The following is a 15,878-nucleotide window of genomic DNA, read 5'->3' as shown; positions in this document are numbered from 1 at the left end:
CTGTCAAAATTCTCTGGCGAGGAGGATCAACGGCGAGAGGAACGCCGGTGTAGTCGCGAGAATATCCTTGAATTGACGGCGCTGCGGGGAATCCCCGACCACCACGACGTCATTGGGAAAGATTTCGGGATCCTCATAATTGCCCCGACGGATCGCTCCCAAATTATAGATGCCGACATATTGCTGCTTTCCGACGTTCCGGAACACCACGACATCGTCGAGCTTCGCGTATTCGGTGATGCCGCCAGCCAACGCCACGGCGCGCATCAAGGTCATCCGGCCTACCACCGGATAGGAACCCGATTTCTTGACCTCGCCGTCGACCGACACGGCCATCGACTGGAAGGCGAGCGCCGCACTTGTCGGCGCCTTGAAATTCACCGTTACGCGCGGGTCACGAATATATTTCCCGGCAAGCTTGGTGCGGATTTCTTCGGCGATGACCACCGGCGTTTTTCCCGCCGCAACGACATTGCCGATGAGCGGGAAAGCGAAATTCCCTTCCCCGTCGGTCATGATGTCGCGCTGCATTTCCTCTACGCCGAACACTTCGACGCGAAGCTCGGTAAAGGGCCCGACAAAAGCCAGCCGCGTCGACCGGATAACGTCCGATGCCTCGGGCTGGGGTAGCGTCGACATCGCGGTGACCGGAGTCCCGGGCGCGCTCGCAACCGGAGGCGCATCTTTTGCACATCCCGCGAGCAGAACCATGGCGGCGGAACATAAGAAAAATCTGTTCATAAGGGACAGTCAAATCCAGGCTGTAATGGCGACGATGGCTATACCGGCTATCCTAGGTGCCGCAACCCTATTCCCGTTGCGCCGTGGCTGCCTTGGGGCAAGCGAACGACACCAGAAGTATGACGAGCATCGCCTGAATCGATGGCAGTCGCAGCGGATAATCGACCAGGCTGGCGGCCGCGATCAACCCGACGGCCGCAAGGATCGCAAGCCGGTAATCGCCGCGATGGCCCTTGATCAAAGTCCGCAAACCACCCGCCGTCGCCGCCCTCGCAAGCCAAATGATCGCGGCCGCGGCAATAAGCACCATCGGCAGGCCGCCGGTAATCAACATTTCAGCCCAATCGTTGTGCGCATGATTGAAATAGGCCGGCTGGAGCAGCGCGTCGGGTTCAAAAATGCGATAGACGGCGGGAAAGGATCCGAAGCCGGCGCCCACCAGCCAATGGGTTTCAACCATCTGTTGGATCGTGGGCCACGCAAGAACCCGCAAATCCTCCGCAACGCGGTTATCGGCGATGCGGCTGATCGAGGTATTGCGGTCGGCAAGCAGCAGGATCGTGACGAAAAGCACGCCCAACAGGATCGGCGGAATGATGAGGATCAAATTCCTCCACCGCCCCGGACCTTGCACAGATCGCGTTCGGCGCGCTGTTTGGCTCGGCCGGTTAAGCCATGCCGGAACGAGCATGGCATAGCTTAGGGCGAAAGCCGCGCCCCCCGCCGCGAGGCCGGCGCGCGATCCGATAAGCATCGTCATGATCGTAAAGAGCAGCGCCGCTCCAGCCAGTCCGAGCTGAACGATCGAGCGCTGTTGCCGGCGCATCAATTCATCGCGAAGTAGCGCGGCGGCGAAAATAATCGCGCATGCCTGGAAAATAGCGTGGTGGTTACGGTTGGCAAACAGGCCCACCATCGAACCGCTATTGGTAATCCGGTAAAGGAATGCGGGGCTGCCGGCTCCCGACACAATCTGGAGCACGCCGAGCAACGCGCTGGCAACCGCGATGACGACCAGCGCCTGCAATATCCGCGCAACGTCATCGGCCGCAACGCGGGCCGCAACCAGCAGTGCCGCCAGCGGGACCGTCATTGCGAGGAGGCTGTTCCAGGTTTCCGAAGGGGTGAGCGTGATCGGACGCCACAGATCGGGCTGGCCTTGCAGCCTGTCGGCGGCGGCGATCAATTCGCGCCCGGGGAGGCCATGCCAGATCGACGGCGCCAGCGGGACGAGTTGGAAGGCGATCAACAGCGTCAACGCAGACAGAAAGATGAGCGGCGTACGAATGCGCAGCCAATCCCCCCGCTTCATACCCATTATCGCCCAGCAGCCGAACAAAACCGCGCCCCCGCGAAGGAGCGGCAACGATGCAACATCGCTCCGCGATGCACCGCCGGTCAAAAGAACAAAGGCAAGAAAAAGCAGTGGCATCCAGCGCGACCACTCTCCCTCACCATGCGCCCCGAAACGCGTCGCCATTTTCGTTTTGCTGTTCATGATTTCGCTATTCTGGCATTGTTGGGGGAGAAAGCGTCGCCTCAACGCCCCGTTTGCGGGCAACTAAAGGGCGATACCCCCGATGGCAAGCTTGCTCGGATGGCATCGGCTTGGTCCCGGCGGTCAGGCCGCGTCGGCGCAGGCCTCTTCCTCACGGGCGAAGATAAACCAGCGCCGATGGCCCTCGAGCCCGATCGCCGCCAGCGCACCGCTCCGGAAAGCGCCGATGTCGACCCCGATGCGATTAGCCTGTTCGTCGGGTTCTCGCGTGATGCTATGCCCGTGAACGATCATCTTGCCGTGGTCGCCCAGGTCGTCGAGAAACTCGTCGCGTATCCAGCGCAGATCCGTGGGTTTTTGCCGGTCGAGCGGCACGCCCGGGCGGATGCCGGCGTGGACGAAGGCATAGTCGCCGATCTCGATAACGTCCTCGCCACGACCTAGAAAATCGACATGCTCGGCGGGCACCATATGCGGTAAACGTTCGGCGACTTCTTCGAAGGTGGCGCTGTCGAAACAGTCGTCGCCGCGCCAATAGCTGCGAACCGTGGCGTCGCCGCCGATCCGCATGAAATAGCGCAGCCGCCGCACATCGCCGGTCAGCGCCGCCAAAAAGCATTCCTCATGATTTCCGATCAAGAGCCGGGTATCCGGAAATTCGTCCTTGAGCCGCATCGCGCGTTCGACGACCCGATCCGAATCCGGGCCCCGATCGACCAGGTCGCCCAGCAGTATCAGCGTGATCGTTGCGGGCGCGCGCGAGGCGTTATCGGCACGGATCGTATCGATTATCCGTGCGAACAGGTCGTCGCGCCCGTGAATGTCGCCGATCGCATAAACTCTTTGTCCCTCGGGTATCGCGTGTCCACTGCGCACCGGTGGAGCCGATTTGGTCTTGCGCTTCCAGAACATCGGTAAAAACTGGCTCCAACATCAAACTGCGAGTGGCGGAGTCCGTCGGCTCCAGGAAACGCAACGCGCGTCCCTCTACCATGCCCTCCGCCGATGGCAACATACGCTGACGGTCCAGAAAAGTTGCATCCGCGGCGCAATATCGGCGAAAAGCGCAGGATATCCTTAAGACTGTCATAAACATTTTCCCGCTAATCAGGCCGTCAACCATCGACGGGCGGCGCGACCAATGGCATTCACCCGGACCGGAGTCCAAGAATATGAAAATAATGACGGTTTTCGGGACGCGCCCGGAGGCGATCAAGATGTTCCCGGTCGTGCATGCGCTATACGAGCAGTCGGGCATGGACGTGCGGGTGTGCGTGACGGCCCAACATCGCGAAATGCTCGACCAGGTACTCGACATCGCACGGATCAAGCCCGACATCGACCTTGACGTCATGCAAGCCGATCAGTCCCTCGACAGCCTCCTCGCTCGCGTGGTGATGGGACTTGGCGCCGCGTTCGACATCGAAAAGCCCGACCGCATCCTCGTCCATGGCGACACGCTGACGACAATGGCGGCGACGCTTGCAGCCTATTTCCGCAAGATACCCGTCGGCCACGTCGAGGCCGGGCTGCGCAGCGGCAATATTTATCATCCCTGGCCGGAGGAAGTGAACCGCAAGGTCGCCGGCGCGGTCGCCGATCTCCATTTCGCCCCGACCGAAACCGCCGCCGCCGCGCTGCGCGCCGAGAATGTGTCCGCCGACCGCATTCATATTACCGGCAACACCGTTATCGACGCGCTGCTGGCAACGACAGCACGGATCGAGGAAGAGCCCGCGCTCGCTGCTGGCCTCGATCCGCTCATTGAGCGCTTCGCCGGCAAAAGGATCATCGCCATCACCTCGCACCGCCGCGAAAATTTCGGCGAGGGCATGAAGGCCATTGCCGACGCCATCGCCGCGATCGCGGCGCGAGACGATGTTGCGATCATCTTCCCCGCCCACCCCAACCCGAACGTCCGCGGTGCGATGGAACCGATCCTCGCCGGGCTGGACAATGTCGCCTTGATCGACCCACTCGATTATCCGCATTTTGTTCGCCTGCTCGCAACGTCCGAACTGGTACTCACCGACAGCGGCGGGGTGCAGGAGGAAGCGCCGTCGCTCGGCAAGCCGGTGCTCGTGATGCGCGAAACGACCGAACGCCCCGAAGGCGTCGAAGCCGGGACTGCGCGGCTTGTCGGAACCGATAAAGCGCGTATTGTTTCCGAAATTTTCAAGCTTTTGGACGACAAGGACGCTTATTCAGCCATGGCCCGCGCCCACAATCCGTTCGGCGACGGCACGGCGGCGAAACAGATTGCGGAGATAGTTGCGCGTGCCCATTGATACCGAACAGAAGGTCACCGTCCTCGGACTGGGTTATATCGGCTTGCCGACGGCGGCACTGATCGCGCGATCGGGCTGCAAGGTCACCGGGGTCGATGTCAGCCAGTCGGTCGTCGATACGGTCAACAACGGCAAGGTGCATATCGAGGAGGTCGATCTCGACGGTCTCGTCCAGGGCGTCGTTGCCCGCGGCGCGCTGACCGCGTCGATCGCGGTCGTTCCCGCCGACACCTTTGTCATCGCCGTTCCGACCCCGCATGACGAAAATCATCGCCCCGACATCAGCCATGTCCTGTCGGCCGCACGTGCTATCGCGCCGCAGCTAGAAGCCGGCAATCTCGTCATCCTCGAATCGACGTCGCCCGTCGGCACGACCGAAAAGGTCGCGGCGTTGCTGGCCGAACTCCGCCCCGACCTCAAGGTCCCCGGCGCGTGCAACGGCGCCGCGGATATCTTTGTCGCCTATTGCCCAGAGCGCGTGCTTCCGGGCCGTATTCTCGTCGAACTCGTCGATAACGACCGCTGCATCGGTGGGATCACCCCGCGCTGCGCGCGGCGCGCGATGACCTTTTACCGCCAGTTCGTTCGCGGCGCCTGCGTCACCACCTCCGCGCGCGCCGCCGAAATGGTGAAGCTGGTCGAAAACAGCTATCGCGACGTCAACATCGCCTTCGCCAACGAACTGTCGATGATGGCCGAGCATCTGGGCGTCGATGTGTGGGAGGTAATCCGCCTTGCCAACCGCCATCCGCGCGTCAACATCCTGCAACCGGGGCCTGGCGTCGGGGGCCATTGCATCGCGGTCGATCCCTGGTTCCTCGTCCATGGCGCCCCCAACCACAGCCGTCTGATCCGTACCGCGCGCGAGGTCAATCTGGCCAAGACCGCGCACGTCATCGGCGCCGCCGAAATGCTCGTCTCGCAGCACCCGAAAGCGCGCGTTGCGTGTCTCGGCCTCGCCTTCAAACCCAATATCGACGATTTCCGCGAAAGCCCCGCGGTCGAGGTTGCCGCCGCGCTCGCGCGCCGCTTCGGGAAGCAGATCGAGATCGTGGAGCCCTATGCCCGCGGCCTGCCGATGGAATTTGCGGGCACCGGCGCCCAACTGATCGACCTCGACAGCGCGCTCGCCGGCTGCGACCTCCTCATCGTCCTTGTCGATCACGACCTCTTCAAGTCGATCCCGATCGAGGAGCGCGGTGACAAGATCGTTTACGACACACGCGGCCTTTGGCTCGACCAGCCGAACGGTGCGGCGGGTAATCGGTTGCATCGGGCCGCTTGACGCTCTCGCCTGGCGCTCCCATTCTGTGGCGATGCTGACCCGCCTCGAAACCATTGTTGTCGAAAAGCCTTGGGGCCGCACCGACATCCCCGCAGAGTTTGGCGATTTCGGCGGCCGCCGCATCGGCGAGATCTGGTTCGCGCATCCTGCCGGCGACGACGCGCCGATCATGGTCAAATTCCTCTTCACCTCGCAGCGCCTGTCAATCCAGGTTCACCCCGGCGACGAGGCGGCCCGCGCCGCGGGTTTTGCGCGCGGCAAGGAAGAATGCTGGCTGATCCTCGATGCGCGGCCGGACGCCGAACTCGGCGTCGGGCTCAATCGCGAAATCGGCCGCGAGCAATTGCGCGCCGCCGCGCTCGACGGCAGCATCGTCGATATGATCGACTGGCGACCGTCGCATGAAAATGATTTCGTCTACAATCGCGCGGGTACGATCCATGCGATCGGGCCCGGCCTGACGGTCGTCGAGGTGCAGCAGAATGTCGATTGCACTTACCGCCTCTACGATTATGGCCGCCCGCGCGAACTCCATCTAGACGAGGGGCTGAAGGTATCGAACCCGGTGCCGGTCCACGATCCGCGCGACACCGTCGTCGATCCCCACACCAATCTCATGCTCGTCGATGGTCCGCACTTCCGCCTCGCGCATCTCGCAGGGCCCGTCGACCCGACTTTGATCGAACGCGCCGTCGGCGAACTGACTTTCGTGCCGCTTTCGACGGGCTGCCGCGTGACGGGCGAAAACATCATACTCGGTGAAGCGGTGCTGCTCACCGATCCATCGGCGATCGAAATCGACGAAGGAGGTCGCGCCCTCCTCGCTTGGGCCTGACCCCTCCCCTTGCGGCGCGGCGGGCAATTGCCCATATCGCGCGCCATGACCAATCCCCATGCGCAAAGTGCCGCGCCCTGGCACGGAACCACCATCCTTTCGGCCCGCAGCGAAGACAAGGTTGTCGTCATCGGTGACGGCCAGGTCTCGATGGGACAGACGGTGATGAAGCCCAACGCCCGCAAGGTCCGCCGTCTGCACGACGGCAGCGTCATCGGCGGCTTTGCGGGCGCGACCGCCGACGCCTTCACCCTCTTCGAACGGCTCGAAGCCAAGCTCGAACGCCATAACGGGCAGCTGCTGCGCGCTGCGGTCGAGCTTGCGAAGGATTGGCGCACCGACAAATATCTCCGCAACCTCGAGGCGATGATGATCGTCGCCGACAAGGAGGTGACGCTCGTCATCACCGGCAACGGCGACGTGCTCGAGCCCACGGGCGGCATCGCGGCGATCGGTTCGGGCGGCAATTTCGCGCTTTCCGCCGCCCGCGCGCTCGCCGATTATGAAAAAGATCCAGAGGCACTGGTAAGGAAGGCGATGGAAGTCGCCGCAGACATCTGCGTCTATACGAACGACCAGTTCACCCAAGAAACCATCGAAATCCAGGCCTGATCCTATGAACAAAGACCTGACTCCCAAAGCGATCGTCGCTGCGCTCGATACGCATATTATCGGCCAGGATGCCGCCAAGCGCGCCGTCGCGGTGGCACTGCGCAATCGCTGGCGCCGCCAGCAGCTGTCGCCTGACCTACGCGACGAGGTGAGCCCCAAGAATATCCTGATGATCGGCCCCACCGGCTGCGGAAAGACCGAGATTTCTCGGCGGCTAGCCAAGCTTGCCGATGCGCCCTTCATCAAGGTCGAGGCGACCAAGTTCACCGAGGTCGGCTATGTCGGCCGCGACGTCGAACAGATTGCGCGCGACCTTGTCGAGGAAGCCGTTCGGCTCGAAAAGGACCGCCGACGCGAAGCCGTGCGCGCTGCCGCCGAAGAAGCTGCGATGGAGCGGTTGCTCGACGCGCTGACCGGCAAGGGCGCGAGCGAGGCCACGCGCCAGAGCTTTCGCCAGCGTATCCGCGAAGGCCATCTCGACGACAATGAGGTCGAGATCGAGATTGCCGACGCGCCGTCGATGCCGTTCGACCTCCCCGGCCAACCGGGCCAGATGAGCATGATCAACCTTTCAGACATGCTCGGCAAGGCGATGGGCGGCCTGCCCAAGAAACGCCGCAAGCTGAAGGTCATCGACGCCGCGACGCGGCTGATCGAGGAAGAGCAGGACAAAAGGCTCGACCAGGACGATGTCGCGCGCGTCGCGCTCGCCGATGCCGAAGCGAACGGTATCGTTTTCCTCGACGAAATCGACAAGATCGCGGTCAGCGACGTGCGCGGCGGCTCGGTGAGCCGCGAGGGCGTCCAGCGCGACCTGCTTCCGCTGATCGAGGGCACGACGGTCGCGACGAAATATGGCCCGATGAAGACCGACCATATCCTCTTCATCGCGTCAGGCGCCTTCCACGTCGCCAAGCCAAGCGACCTCCTCCCCGAACTTCAGGGCCGCCTCCCCATCCGCGTCGAGCTCGGCGCGCTTAGCGAGGCTGATTTCGTCCGCATTCTAAGCGAGACAAAGGCCGGTCTGCCCGAACAATATGCAGCGCTGCTCGGCACCGAGGGCGTTACGCTGAACTTCGCTCCCGACGCGATCGCCCGCGTCGCGAAACTCGCCGCCGATGTGAACGAAAAGGTCGAAAATATCGGCGCCCGCCGCCTCCAGACGATCATGGAACGGCTGGTCGAGGAGATCAGCTTCACAGCCGAAGATGCCGGGGGCACGACGCTCGATATCGATGCCGCCTACGTCGATAAACAGCTTGCCGATGTCGTCGGCGATACTGATCTCAGCAAATATGTCCTCTGACCCGGCGCCCGCCATCGCGAAGCAACAGCGAAACGGCTTTGCATAGGGAATCCGCCGGCACGGCGCCGTCCTTCAGCGACCGAAGGTGGGCCTATACATTATCGTCACGCCGGAACTTGATCCGGGGGGCATGACTTAGGCGCCGCGGTGAACCCCCGATCAAGTCCGGGATGGCGCAGGGAAGGAAGAAGCGGTAGCTCTCGCTACCAAAAACCGTCGTTCATCGCCCCGCTCGCCCTACAACCCCCTCACGCCGCCGACGGTCTCAAATCTGCATCTTTTCAGCCGTTCGTTCGCCGAACTTCATTTGACTTTGGCGCGCCGTCAATGCGATGAACATCGCGACACGGTCAAGCTGGGTTGCAACCGACCGGCACGGAGACAGTAATGGCAGACGAGGAAGCCGCCCCGGAACAGGGCGAGTTGGCGATTACGCGCACCGGCGATCGGCTTCGGCTGGCACGCGAGGCGGCGGGATTGTCGCTCGCCGATGTTGCGACGCGGACGCGTATCACCCAGCGCCATCTGGCCGCCATCGAAAAGTCCGATTTTTCCGAGCTTCCCGGGCGCACCTATGTCACCGGCTTTGCACGCGCCTATGCCCGCGCGATCGACCTGCCCGAGGCGGAGATCGCCGCGGCGGTTCGGCGCGAACTGGAAGAAGAGGCTTATGGCGCGCGCCCGCTCTATGAAGCCTATGAACCGACCGATCCGGCGCGCCTGCCGACGGCACGGCTGACCTGGACGTTGGTTATCATCACGCTCTTGCTGGCGTCGGCCTATGGCGTGTGGCGCTTTCTGTCGGTCGAGCCCGACGAAGCGCTGATCGCCGCCCAGAATCGCGCCGCCGATGAATCGGAGGCGCCCGACGGCGATGCGGCAACGGCGCCGGCAACCAAGGCGGGAACATCGCCGGCGGCGGTCGCGGCAAGCGCGCCGGTCGTGCTGACCGGCCTGTCGGAGGTCTGGATCGGGTTCGACGATGCGCAAGGGAAGACCGAGAATTGGCGCACGCTCGACGCGGGCGAAACCTATCAGGTTCCCCCGGCCTACGTCGAGCAATTCACCTTGCGCACGAGCATCCCGCAGGCGCTCAAGGTCACCGTCGGCGGACGCGACATCGGCCCGATCGGCCCTGCCGACACGCTGGTAAAGGGTGTCTCGCTGAAGCCCTCCGATCTTGTCGCGCGTGCCGAAGGCAATGGTGCGACCGGCGGGGCTGCGCCGGCGGCAAGGCCGCAACCCAAAGGCTGACTTTGCCGCCTCACGGGCGGGCATTCAGGCAGATCGAAAGCGCGGCGCGCCGAAATGGGTTTGCGCTGTCATACGTTGCCGCGTTATGAGCGGAAAAATAGTTAACTGGCGGGGATCTATCGGCAGATGAGCATGCGTTACACCATTTTTTTCGGAGCCGCGACGATTGCCCTCGCCGCTGCGATGCCGGCGGCGGCGCAGGACGGCGCCATCGACAAACGGGTCGAGCGGCTCGAAAAAGAAATGCGCGCGGTGCAGCGAACGGTTTTCCCAGGCGGAAGCCCGACCTTCTTCGAGGGCGAGATCGCCCCTGACAACACGCCCGGCGAACGCGCGCGCAGCAATGCCCCGGTCATCGACTTGACCGCGCGCGTCGACGCCCTGGAAAGCCAGTTGCAGACGCTGACCGGCCAGACCGAACAAAATGCCTTCCAGCTCCGCGAACTCGAAAAAGCCTTTGCCGCCTATAAGGCCGAAATGGACAAGCGCTTTGCCGACCCTGCCGCCGCGGCGGTCGAAGCGACGCCGGCAAGCCTCGCGCCAACGGTAAGGCCGCCGGCAGCGACGTCGACCACAGCCGCCGCGACGCCGGCAAAAAAACCCGTGGCGACAGCGGCAAAGCCGGCGAAGTCAGACGCGGCGCGGCTGGCGCTGGTCAAGAAGGTCGAGGTCCCGTCGAGCGGGAACGAAGTCAAGGATGCCTATGACTATGGCTTTCGCTTGTGGGATGCCAAGCTTTACCCCGAAGCGCAGGCGCAGTTGAAAACCGTCGTCGCGAAATGGCCGAAGAGCAGCCAGGCGAGCTACGCGCAGAATTTGCTTGGCCGTGCCTATCTCGACGAAGGCAAACCCAGCCTTGCCGCAGTCGCTTTCTATAACAATTACAAGGATCGACCCAGCGGCGCGCGTGCGCCGCACAGCCTGATGTATATGGGCGTGGCGCTCGACAAGCTCGGCCGCAAGGCCGACGCATGCAAGGCGTTCCGCGAACTCGACGAAGTCTATGGAGACAAGGCGCCACAGGATGTCCGGACCGATGCAGCCGCCGCAAAAGCAAAAGCCGGCTGCTGATCGCGACAGCGCCGGCAGGCTGGCCGGCGACCTCCTCGCGCTTCTCGGGCCCGAATGGCATCGCCTCCATTATGGCGTCGCCGTGTCGGGCGGTCCCGACAGCATGGCGCTGCTCTGGTTGATGGCGACCTTGCTGCCGGGCCAGATCTGGGCGGCGACGGTCGATCACGGGCTGCGCAAGGGGTCCGACGACGAAGCACGGATGGTCGCGGGCTTTTGCGAACGCGAGCATATCCCGCATTCGACGCTGCGACCGCCGGCACCGATCCGGGGGTCGCAGCAGGCGGCGGCGCGGACCGAACGCTACCGCCTTCTCGAACAATGGCGCGAAGCCAATGCGCTGAGCCATGTCGTCACCGCGCATCATGCGGACGACCAGCTCGAAACGATCGTAATGCGGCTGAACCGCAGCAGCGGGGTCGGTGGGCTCGCCGCAATCCGCGCGCAAAATGGCGTGATCCTGCGCCCGCTCCTCAATTGGCGGCGCCGCGAGCTTGTCCATCTCGCGCTCGAAAACGACCTGCCATTCGTCGAAGACCCCTCGAACAGCGACAATCGCTTCGATCGCGCGCGGCTCCGCCATGCGCTGCAATCGCAAACCGCGATCGATCCGGTCGCGGCGGCGACCTCGGCGGGATGGCTTGCCGAAGCCGACGAGGCGCTCGACTGGGCGGTCGAGCGACTGATCGCGTCCTGGCCCGATGCCTCCGACGTCGCAGTCATCCGCGACGAAGGCTATCCGGCCGAAATTTTCCGCCGCATCGTCGCACAGCGTCTGCGCGCCAACGCGCCGCAACTCGTATTGCGCGGCGCTTCGCTCGACGGGGTGATCGCGGCCATGCGCGAAGGCCGCCGCGCGATGGTCGGGGCGCTGCTGATCGACGCGGTGCGCGGGCTTGAAAGGACGATCTGGCGCATTTCTGCGGCACCGCGCCGGAAAGCGCTCAAAAAGCCCTGATTGCCTCATTGTCATTTAACCCGATTGTCCTATCTTGTCGGGGACAAGCTTCGCGATGTGCGCGGGCGACAGGAAAGATTCCGGATGCAGGACGACAAGGAACCGCAGGGTAACCCCTGGATGAAGAGCGTGATGATCTGGAGCGGCATCCTGCTCGCCATGCTCCTCGTCGCCTCTATGTTCGGCGGCGCGGCGCAGCCGGCGGGTGATCCGCTTGCCTATTCGGAATTCCGCCAAAAGGTCGAAGAAGGCAGTGTCAAAGAGGTCGTCCTGTCCGAAGACAAGGTGACCGGCACGCTGTCGAACGGCGACCGGTTCAGCGCTAATGTCGTGCGCGATCCCGAACTGCTCAAGATGCTCAACGACAATGGCGTCAAATATGACGGCAAGCCCCAGGAAGTCCCCAACTTCTGGATGTATATGCTTGTCCAGTCGCTCCCCTTCCTCCTGATCCTTGGCATCGCCTTCTTCGTGTTCCGCCAGGTCCAGAAGAATAACGGCTCGGGCGCGATGGGCTTCGGCAAGTCGCGCGCCAAGATGCTCACCGAAAAGCAAGGCCGCGTCACCTTCGATGATGTCGCCGGCATCGACGAAGCGCGCGAAGAGCTCGAGGAAATCGTCGAATTCCTGAAGGACCCGACCAAATTTTCGAAACTGGGCGGCCAGATCCCGAAGGGCGCGCTGCTCGTCGGTTCGCCCGGTACCGGCAAGACGCTCCTCGCCCGCGCTATCGCTGGCGAGGCGGGCGTCCCCTTCTTCACGATCTCGGGCTCGGACTTCGTCGAAATGTTCGTCGGCGTCGGCGCGTCTCGCGTGCGTGACATGTTCGAGCAGGCCAAGCGCAACGCGCCGTGCATCGTTTTCATCGACGAAATCGACGCGGTCGGCCGCCATCGCGGCGCGGGTCTCGGCAACGGCAATGACGAACGCGAACAGACGCTGAACCAGCTGCTCGTCGAAATGGATGGGTTCGAGGCTAACGAGGGCATCATTATCGTTGCCGCGACCAACCGCCCCGACGTTCTCGACCCGGCGCTGCTGCGTCCCGGCCGCTTCGACCGCCAAGTCGTCGTGCCGCGCCCTGACATCGAGGGGCGGCAAAAAATCCTCGAAGTCCATACGCGCAAGAAGCCGCTCGCTCCCGATGTCGACCTCCGCCGCGTCGCGCGCGGAACCCCGGGATTTTCGGGCGCCGATCTGGCTAATCTTTGCAACGAAGCCGCGCTGCTCGCGGCGCGCAAGGGCAAGCGGCTGATCGCCTCGAACGAATTCGAGGAAGCGAAGGACAAGGTCATGATGGGCGCCGAACGCCGCTCAATGGTGATGACCGAGGAGGAAAAGAAGGCGACCGCCTATCACGAGGCGGGCCATGCACTTGTCTCGTTGCATGTCGAACACAACGACCCGCTGCACAAAGTCACGATCATTCCGCGCGGCCGCGCGCTGGGCGTGACGTGGAACCTCCCCGAACGCGACCGTTATTCGCAGAATATGAAGCAGATGAAGGCGCGGCTCGCGCTCTGCTTCGGCGGACGCATCGCCGAGCAGCTGATCTATGGCAAGGACGAGCTCAACACCGGCGCGTCGAATGACATCCAGCAGGCGACCGACATGGCGCGCGCCATGGTCATGGAATATGGCATGTCGGAAAAGCTCGGCTGGCTGCGCTATCGCGACAATCAGGACGAGGTGTTCCTGGGTCATAGCGTGTCGCGCGCGCAGAATATGTCCGAAGAGACTGCCAAGCTGATCGACGCCGAAGTCCGCCGCCTCGTCGAGGAAGGCGAAAAAACCGCACGCAAGGTGCTGACCGATCATCTCGACCAGCTTCACCTGCTCGCCGGGGCGCTGCTCGAATATGAAACGCTGTCGGGCGAGGAAGCGAAGCGTGCGATCAAGGGCGAGGATATCGGCCGCGAGGACGACGCCGACAAGCGCGGCAAACCCGTTTCGGGGCACGCCGGCGGCATGCCGCAGATCAAGCGCAAGCCGCGTCCGTTCGGCGACGCCAATCCCCAAGGGGCCTAGGCGTCGCTTCTTGCCCCTTCGATTCAGGGACTATTCCATTGGCAGAGGGCAAGCTTCGGCGCAGGATGATCGGCCGATACCTGCGCCTTGTGCCTGCATTCCTTGCCGCCCCCTTTCTATGTGCAATGGCGCCCGGCGATATGAGCGTCGCCGCTTTTCTGGCGCGCGCCGCTTCGGTTGAACGGCTGGGACCGCTCGCGCTCGCGACGCCGCAAGGCCACCGGCTGAAAAGCGAAGTCATCGCGGCGGGCAAGCGATACAAGGCGCGGATCGATGCGCAGCGCAAGGCTGGGCGCAAGACGACGAGTTGCCCGCCCGAAACGGGCACGCTGACGCCCGATCAATGGCTCGCGCATCTTCGAAGCTATCCCGCCGCCGCGCGCAGGTCGGTCAGCATCAACACGGCCTTCGACGCACTGATGAAGAAACGCTACCCCTGCCCCGCCTGATCGGCCATGAAAGGCGCGGGCCAAAGGAGACGGCAATGATCGGCAGGATTTGGAAAGGTTTGGCCCTCGCGGCGCTTGCGACAAGCGCGCCCGCAATCGCGCAGGGTAACGGTAATCTCACGACCAAGGTCGAAGTCGAAAAGTCCGTTCCCGGTCAGGATGGGCAGCCCGCGAGCAAGTCCTACGTCACGCCTGACGTTGTCGTTCCCGGCGATCGGGTGCGCATTTCGCTCACCTTCACCAATGATGGAACGGATGCGGCGTCGGGCGTCGTCGTCGCCAACCCCATACCGCCCGGGCTGATGTTCGACAGCACGGACGACCAGGCTGGCTTTGGCGTATCAATTGACGGTGGCGAGACATTTGCCCCTCTCGCCGATTTGACGGTGCCGGTAGATGGTTCGGTGCCGCGCCCCGCGACCGCTGCCGACCTCACGCATGTTCGCTGGAAGTGGGCCGAGGCGATCGGTCCCGGCCAGACCCGTTCGGTCGCCTTCTTCGCCCGCGTCCGCTAACGAGGCGAAATGACGATCTATTGCGATGAATCGGGCGGCCTGAATGCGGGCGCGATGACCTTTTCGGCCGTCATGCTGACGCCGGACGCCGCAGGTGAAATCCATGAACGCTTCCGCGGAGTCACGGGTTTGCGCGGCGAACTCAAAGGCAGCCGGATCAGCATCGTCGAGCGCGCTTATCTGCTCGAACTCTTCGATCGTGCGGGCGGCCGCGCATGGGTCGCCGTCGCCGAACGCGACAAGCTCTCACAAAACCCGGGCGGAACGCTGCCAAGCGATCTCGCGCTCTACGCAGCATTGCTCAATACCGCGATCGGACGCTGGCTTCCCGAAACTGGCGGGGTCTGTACCGACGTTGTCATCGACGACGGTCGCTACGATCCCAAGATCCTCGCGCACATCCGCGAGGATATCCAGGCGGGGCTTGGCCAGTGGGGGCGGGCATCGCTCGCCGACAGCCGGCGGAGCGATGGTGTGCAAATCGCCGATGTCATAGCCAACAGCCTGTTCAACATCGCCGTGCGGTCACAGCGCGCAAACCGGATTCAGCGCATTCTCGACCCGATGCTCGCGTCCAAAGCGATCCGCGTCGTCGAACTGACGCAGGTCGATTGAATCGAAAAGGCCGCGGTTTCCCGCGGCCCTCCTGATGATCGATTGCGATCCGTTCCTATTCGAAGTCGCTGCCGCCGCCTGCTGGGCTACGCGGCGGCGCAGCGGCAGTCAGGCGCAGCGCTTCGGCCGACCGGCTGATCGAGCTGATTTCATCGGGCGTATCGTCGTCGTCGACGACAACCTTCTGCATCGAACCGACGAGCGTTTCCTGAAGATCCTTGGGCCGAACGGTCTGTTCGGCGATTTCGCGCAGCGCGACGACAGGGTTCTTGTCGCGGTCGCGGTCGATCGTCAATTCCGAACCGCCCGAGATTTCGCGGGCGCGGTGCGCCGATAGCAAAACCAGGTCGAAACGGTTGGGTACTTTGTCGACGCAATCCTCGACGGTAACGCGGGCCATGTTGTTTCCTTAAAGATTAGGAG

17 protein-coding genes are annotated in these 15,878 nt (G+C 63.3%); 13 read left to right on the top strand and 4 right to left on the bottom strand.

Features of this window, described 5'->3' with window-relative positions:
* Window positions 1–3: 3 nt before the first annotated feature.
* Complete coding sequence (locus tag HDC35_RS00460) at window positions 4–639, bottom strand: polysaccharide biosynthesis/export family protein (RefSeq protein ID WP_260397378.1); 636 nt, start codon at window positions 637–639, stop codon at window positions 4–6.
* A 169-nt stretch (window positions 640–808) separates the two neighbouring features.
* Complete coding sequence (locus HDC35_RS00455; RefSeq protein WP_184642924.1) at window positions 809–1,768, bottom strand: O-antigen ligase; 960 nt, start codon at window positions 1,766–1,768, stop codon at window positions 809–811.
* Here HDC35_RS00455 and HDC35_RS00450 point away from each other — a divergent pair.
* Complete coding sequence (locus tag HDC35_RS00450) at window positions 1,749–2,306, top strand: hypothetical protein (protein WP_184642923.1); 558 nt, start codon at window positions 1,749–1,751, stop codon at window positions 2,304–2,306. The two genes, HDC35_RS00455 and HDC35_RS00450, sit on opposite strands and share 20 nt — an antisense overlap.
* Window positions 2,307–2,362: 56 nt before the next feature.
* On the opposite strand, the gene HDC35_RS00445 is transcribed toward HDC35_RS00450, so the two are convergent.
* Window positions 2,363–3,151 (bottom strand): metallophosphoesterase family protein, encoded by a 789-nt coding sequence (locus HDC35_RS00445; RefSeq protein WP_184642922.1) that lies wholly within the window; start codon window positions 3,149–3,151, stop codon window positions 2,363–2,365.
* 260 nt (window positions 3,152–3,411) lie between these two features.
* Here HDC35_RS00445 and wecB point away from each other — a divergent pair, with 260 nt between their 5' ends.
* The 12 genes from wecB (at window position 3,412) to HDC35_RS00385 (ending at window position 15,455) form a co-directional block, all read left to right on the top strand.
* Window positions 3,412–4,527: a non-hydrolyzing UDP-N-acetylglucosamine 2-epimerase gene (wecB, locus tag HDC35_RS00440; RefSeq protein ID WP_184642921.1), complete on the top strand. Its 1,116-nt coding sequence runs from the start codon at window positions 3,412–3,414 to the stop codon at window positions 4,525–4,527.
* Window positions 4,517–5,812 carry a UDP-N-acetyl-D-mannosamine dehydrogenase gene (wecC, locus tag HDC35_RS00435; RefSeq protein ID WP_184642920.1) on the top strand — a complete coding sequence of 432 codons (1,296 nt, stop codon included), beginning with the start codon at window positions 4,517–4,519 and terminating at the stop codon, window positions 5,810–5,812. The genes wecB and wecC overlap by 11 nt, the downstream gene beginning before the upstream one ends.
* A gap of 31 nt (window positions 5,813–5,843) precedes the next feature.
* Window positions 5,844–6,647 (top strand): class I mannose-6-phosphate isomerase, encoded by an 804-nt coding sequence (locus HDC35_RS00430; protein WP_184643861.1) that lies wholly within the window; start codon window positions 5,844–5,846, stop codon window positions 6,645–6,647.
* A 45-nt stretch (window positions 6,648–6,692) separates the two neighbouring features.
* Window positions 6,693–7,259 carry an ATP-dependent protease subunit HslV gene (gene hslV / locus HDC35_RS00425; protein ID WP_184642919.1) on the top strand — a complete coding sequence of 189 codons (567 nt, stop codon included), beginning with the start codon at window positions 6,693–6,695 and terminating at the stop codon, window positions 7,257–7,259.
* 4 nt (window positions 7,260–7,263) lie between these two features.
* Window positions 7,264–8,565, top strand: coding sequence for an ATP-dependent protease ATPase subunit HslU (gene hslU / locus HDC35_RS00420; protein ID WP_184642918.1), 1,302 nt, complete (start codon window positions 7,264–7,266; stop codon window positions 8,563–8,565).
* 387 nt (window positions 8,566–8,952) lie between these two features.
* Window positions 8,953–9,819: a helix-turn-helix domain-containing protein gene (locus HDC35_RS00415; RefSeq protein WP_184642917.1), complete on the top strand. Its 867-nt coding sequence runs from the start codon at window positions 8,953–8,955 to the stop codon at window positions 9,817–9,819.
* 132 nt (window positions 9,820–9,951) lie between these two features.
* Window positions 9,952–10,890 (top strand): tol-pal system YbgF family protein, encoded by a 939-nt coding sequence (locus HDC35_RS00410; protein WP_260397373.1) that lies wholly within the window; start codon window positions 9,952–9,954, stop codon window positions 10,888–10,890.
* Window positions 10,844–11,848: a tRNA lysidine(34) synthetase TilS gene (tilS, locus tag HDC35_RS00405; RefSeq protein WP_184642915.1), complete on the top strand. Its 1,005-nt coding sequence runs from the start codon at window positions 10,844–10,846 to the stop codon at window positions 11,846–11,848. The genes HDC35_RS00410 and tilS overlap by 47 nt, the downstream gene beginning before the upstream one ends.
* A gap of 84 nt (window positions 11,849–11,932) precedes the next feature.
* Complete coding sequence (ftsH, locus tag HDC35_RS00400; RefSeq protein WP_184642914.1) at window positions 11,933–13,876, top strand: ATP-dependent zinc metalloprotease FtsH; 1,944 nt, start codon at window positions 11,933–11,935, stop codon at window positions 13,874–13,876.
* Window positions 13,877–14,016: 140 nt separating this feature from the next.
* Window positions 14,017–14,325: a hypothetical protein gene (locus HDC35_RS00395; RefSeq protein WP_260397372.1), complete on the top strand. Its 309-nt coding sequence runs from the start codon at window positions 14,017–14,019 to the stop codon at window positions 14,323–14,325.
* Window positions 14,326–14,360: 35 nt separating this feature from the next.
* Complete coding sequence (locus tag HDC35_RS00390; RefSeq protein ID WP_184642912.1) at window positions 14,361–14,840, top strand: DUF11 domain-containing protein; 480 nt, start codon at window positions 14,361–14,363, stop codon at window positions 14,838–14,840.
* Between the two features lie 9 nt (window positions 14,841–14,849).
* Window positions 14,850–15,455, top strand: a complete 606-nt coding sequence (locus HDC35_RS00385) for a DUF3800 domain-containing protein (RefSeq protein ID WP_184642911.1) — start codon at window positions 14,850–14,852, stop codon at window positions 15,453–15,455.
* Between the two features lie 55 nt (window positions 15,456–15,510).
* Here the strand turns inward: HDC35_RS00385 and rpoZ are convergent, their stop codons facing one another.
* Window positions 15,511–15,855, bottom strand: coding sequence for a DNA-directed RNA polymerase subunit omega (gene rpoZ, locus HDC35_RS00380; RefSeq protein ID WP_058801606.1), 345 nt, complete (start codon window positions 15,853–15,855; stop codon window positions 15,511–15,513).
* Window positions 15,856–15,878 lie beyond the last annotated feature (23 nt).

This window comes from Sphingopyxis sp. JAI128 (assembly GCF_014207235.1).
In the GTDB taxonomy this organism is placed as follows: domain Bacteria; phylum Pseudomonadota; class Alphaproteobacteria; order Sphingomonadales; family Sphingomonadaceae; genus Sphingopyxis.
This window is presented reverse-complemented; position numbering and strand designations above follow the sequence as displayed.

Coding starts and splice junctions, on each gene's coding strand:
- HDC35_RS00460 (WP_260397378.1), bottom strand. CDS start 639: ATGTCGACGCTACCCCAGCCCGAGGCATCGGACGTTATCCGGTCGACG.
- HDC35_RS00450 (WP_184642923.1), top strand. CDS start 1,749: ATGACGACCAGCGCCTGCAATATCCGCGCAACGTCATCGGCCGCAACG.
- HDC35_RS00445 (WP_184642922.1), bottom strand. CDS start 3,151: ATGTTCTGGAAGCGCAAGACCAAATCGGCTCCACCGGTGCGCAGTGGA.
- wecB (WP_184642921.1), top strand. CDS start 3,412: ATGAAAATAATGACGGTTTTCGGGACGCGCCCGGAGGCGATCAAGATG.
- HDC35_RS00430 (WP_184643861.1), top strand. CDS start 5,844: ATGCTGACCCGCCTCGAAACCATTGTTGTCGAAAAGCCTTGGGGCCGC.
- hslV (WP_184642919.1), top strand. CDS start 6,693: ATGACCAATCCCCATGCGCAAAGTGCCGCGCCCTGGCACGGAACCACC.
- hslU (WP_184642918.1), top strand. CDS start 7,264: ATGAACAAAGACCTGACTCCCAAAGCGATCGTCGCTGCGCTCGATACG.
- HDC35_RS00415 (WP_184642917.1), top strand. CDS start 8,953: ATGGCAGACGAGGAAGCCGCCCCGGAACAGGGCGAGTTGGCGATTACG.
- HDC35_RS00410 (WP_260397373.1), top strand. CDS start 9,952: ATGCGTTACACCATTTTTTTCGGAGCCGCGACGATTGCCCTCGCCGCT.
- tilS (WP_184642915.1), top strand. CDS start 10,844: ATGTCCGGACCGATGCAGCCGCCGCAAAAGCAAAAGCCGGCTGCTGAT.
- ftsH (WP_184642914.1), top strand. CDS start 11,933: ATGCAGGACGACAAGGAACCGCAGGGTAACCCCTGGATGAAGAGCGTG.
- HDC35_RS00395 (WP_260397372.1), top strand. CDS start 14,017: ATGAGCGTCGCCGCTTTTCTGGCGCGCGCCGCTTCGGTTGAACGGCTG.
- HDC35_RS00390 (WP_184642912.1), top strand. CDS start 14,361: ATGATCGGCAGGATTTGGAAAGGTTTGGCCCTCGCGGCGCTTGCGACA.
- HDC35_RS00385 (WP_184642911.1), top strand. CDS start 14,850: ATGACGATCTATTGCGATGAATCGGGCGGCCTGAATGCGGGCGCGATG.
- rpoZ (WP_058801606.1), bottom strand. CDS start 15,855: ATGGCCCGCGTTACCGTCGAGGATTGCGTCGACAAAGTACCCAACCGT.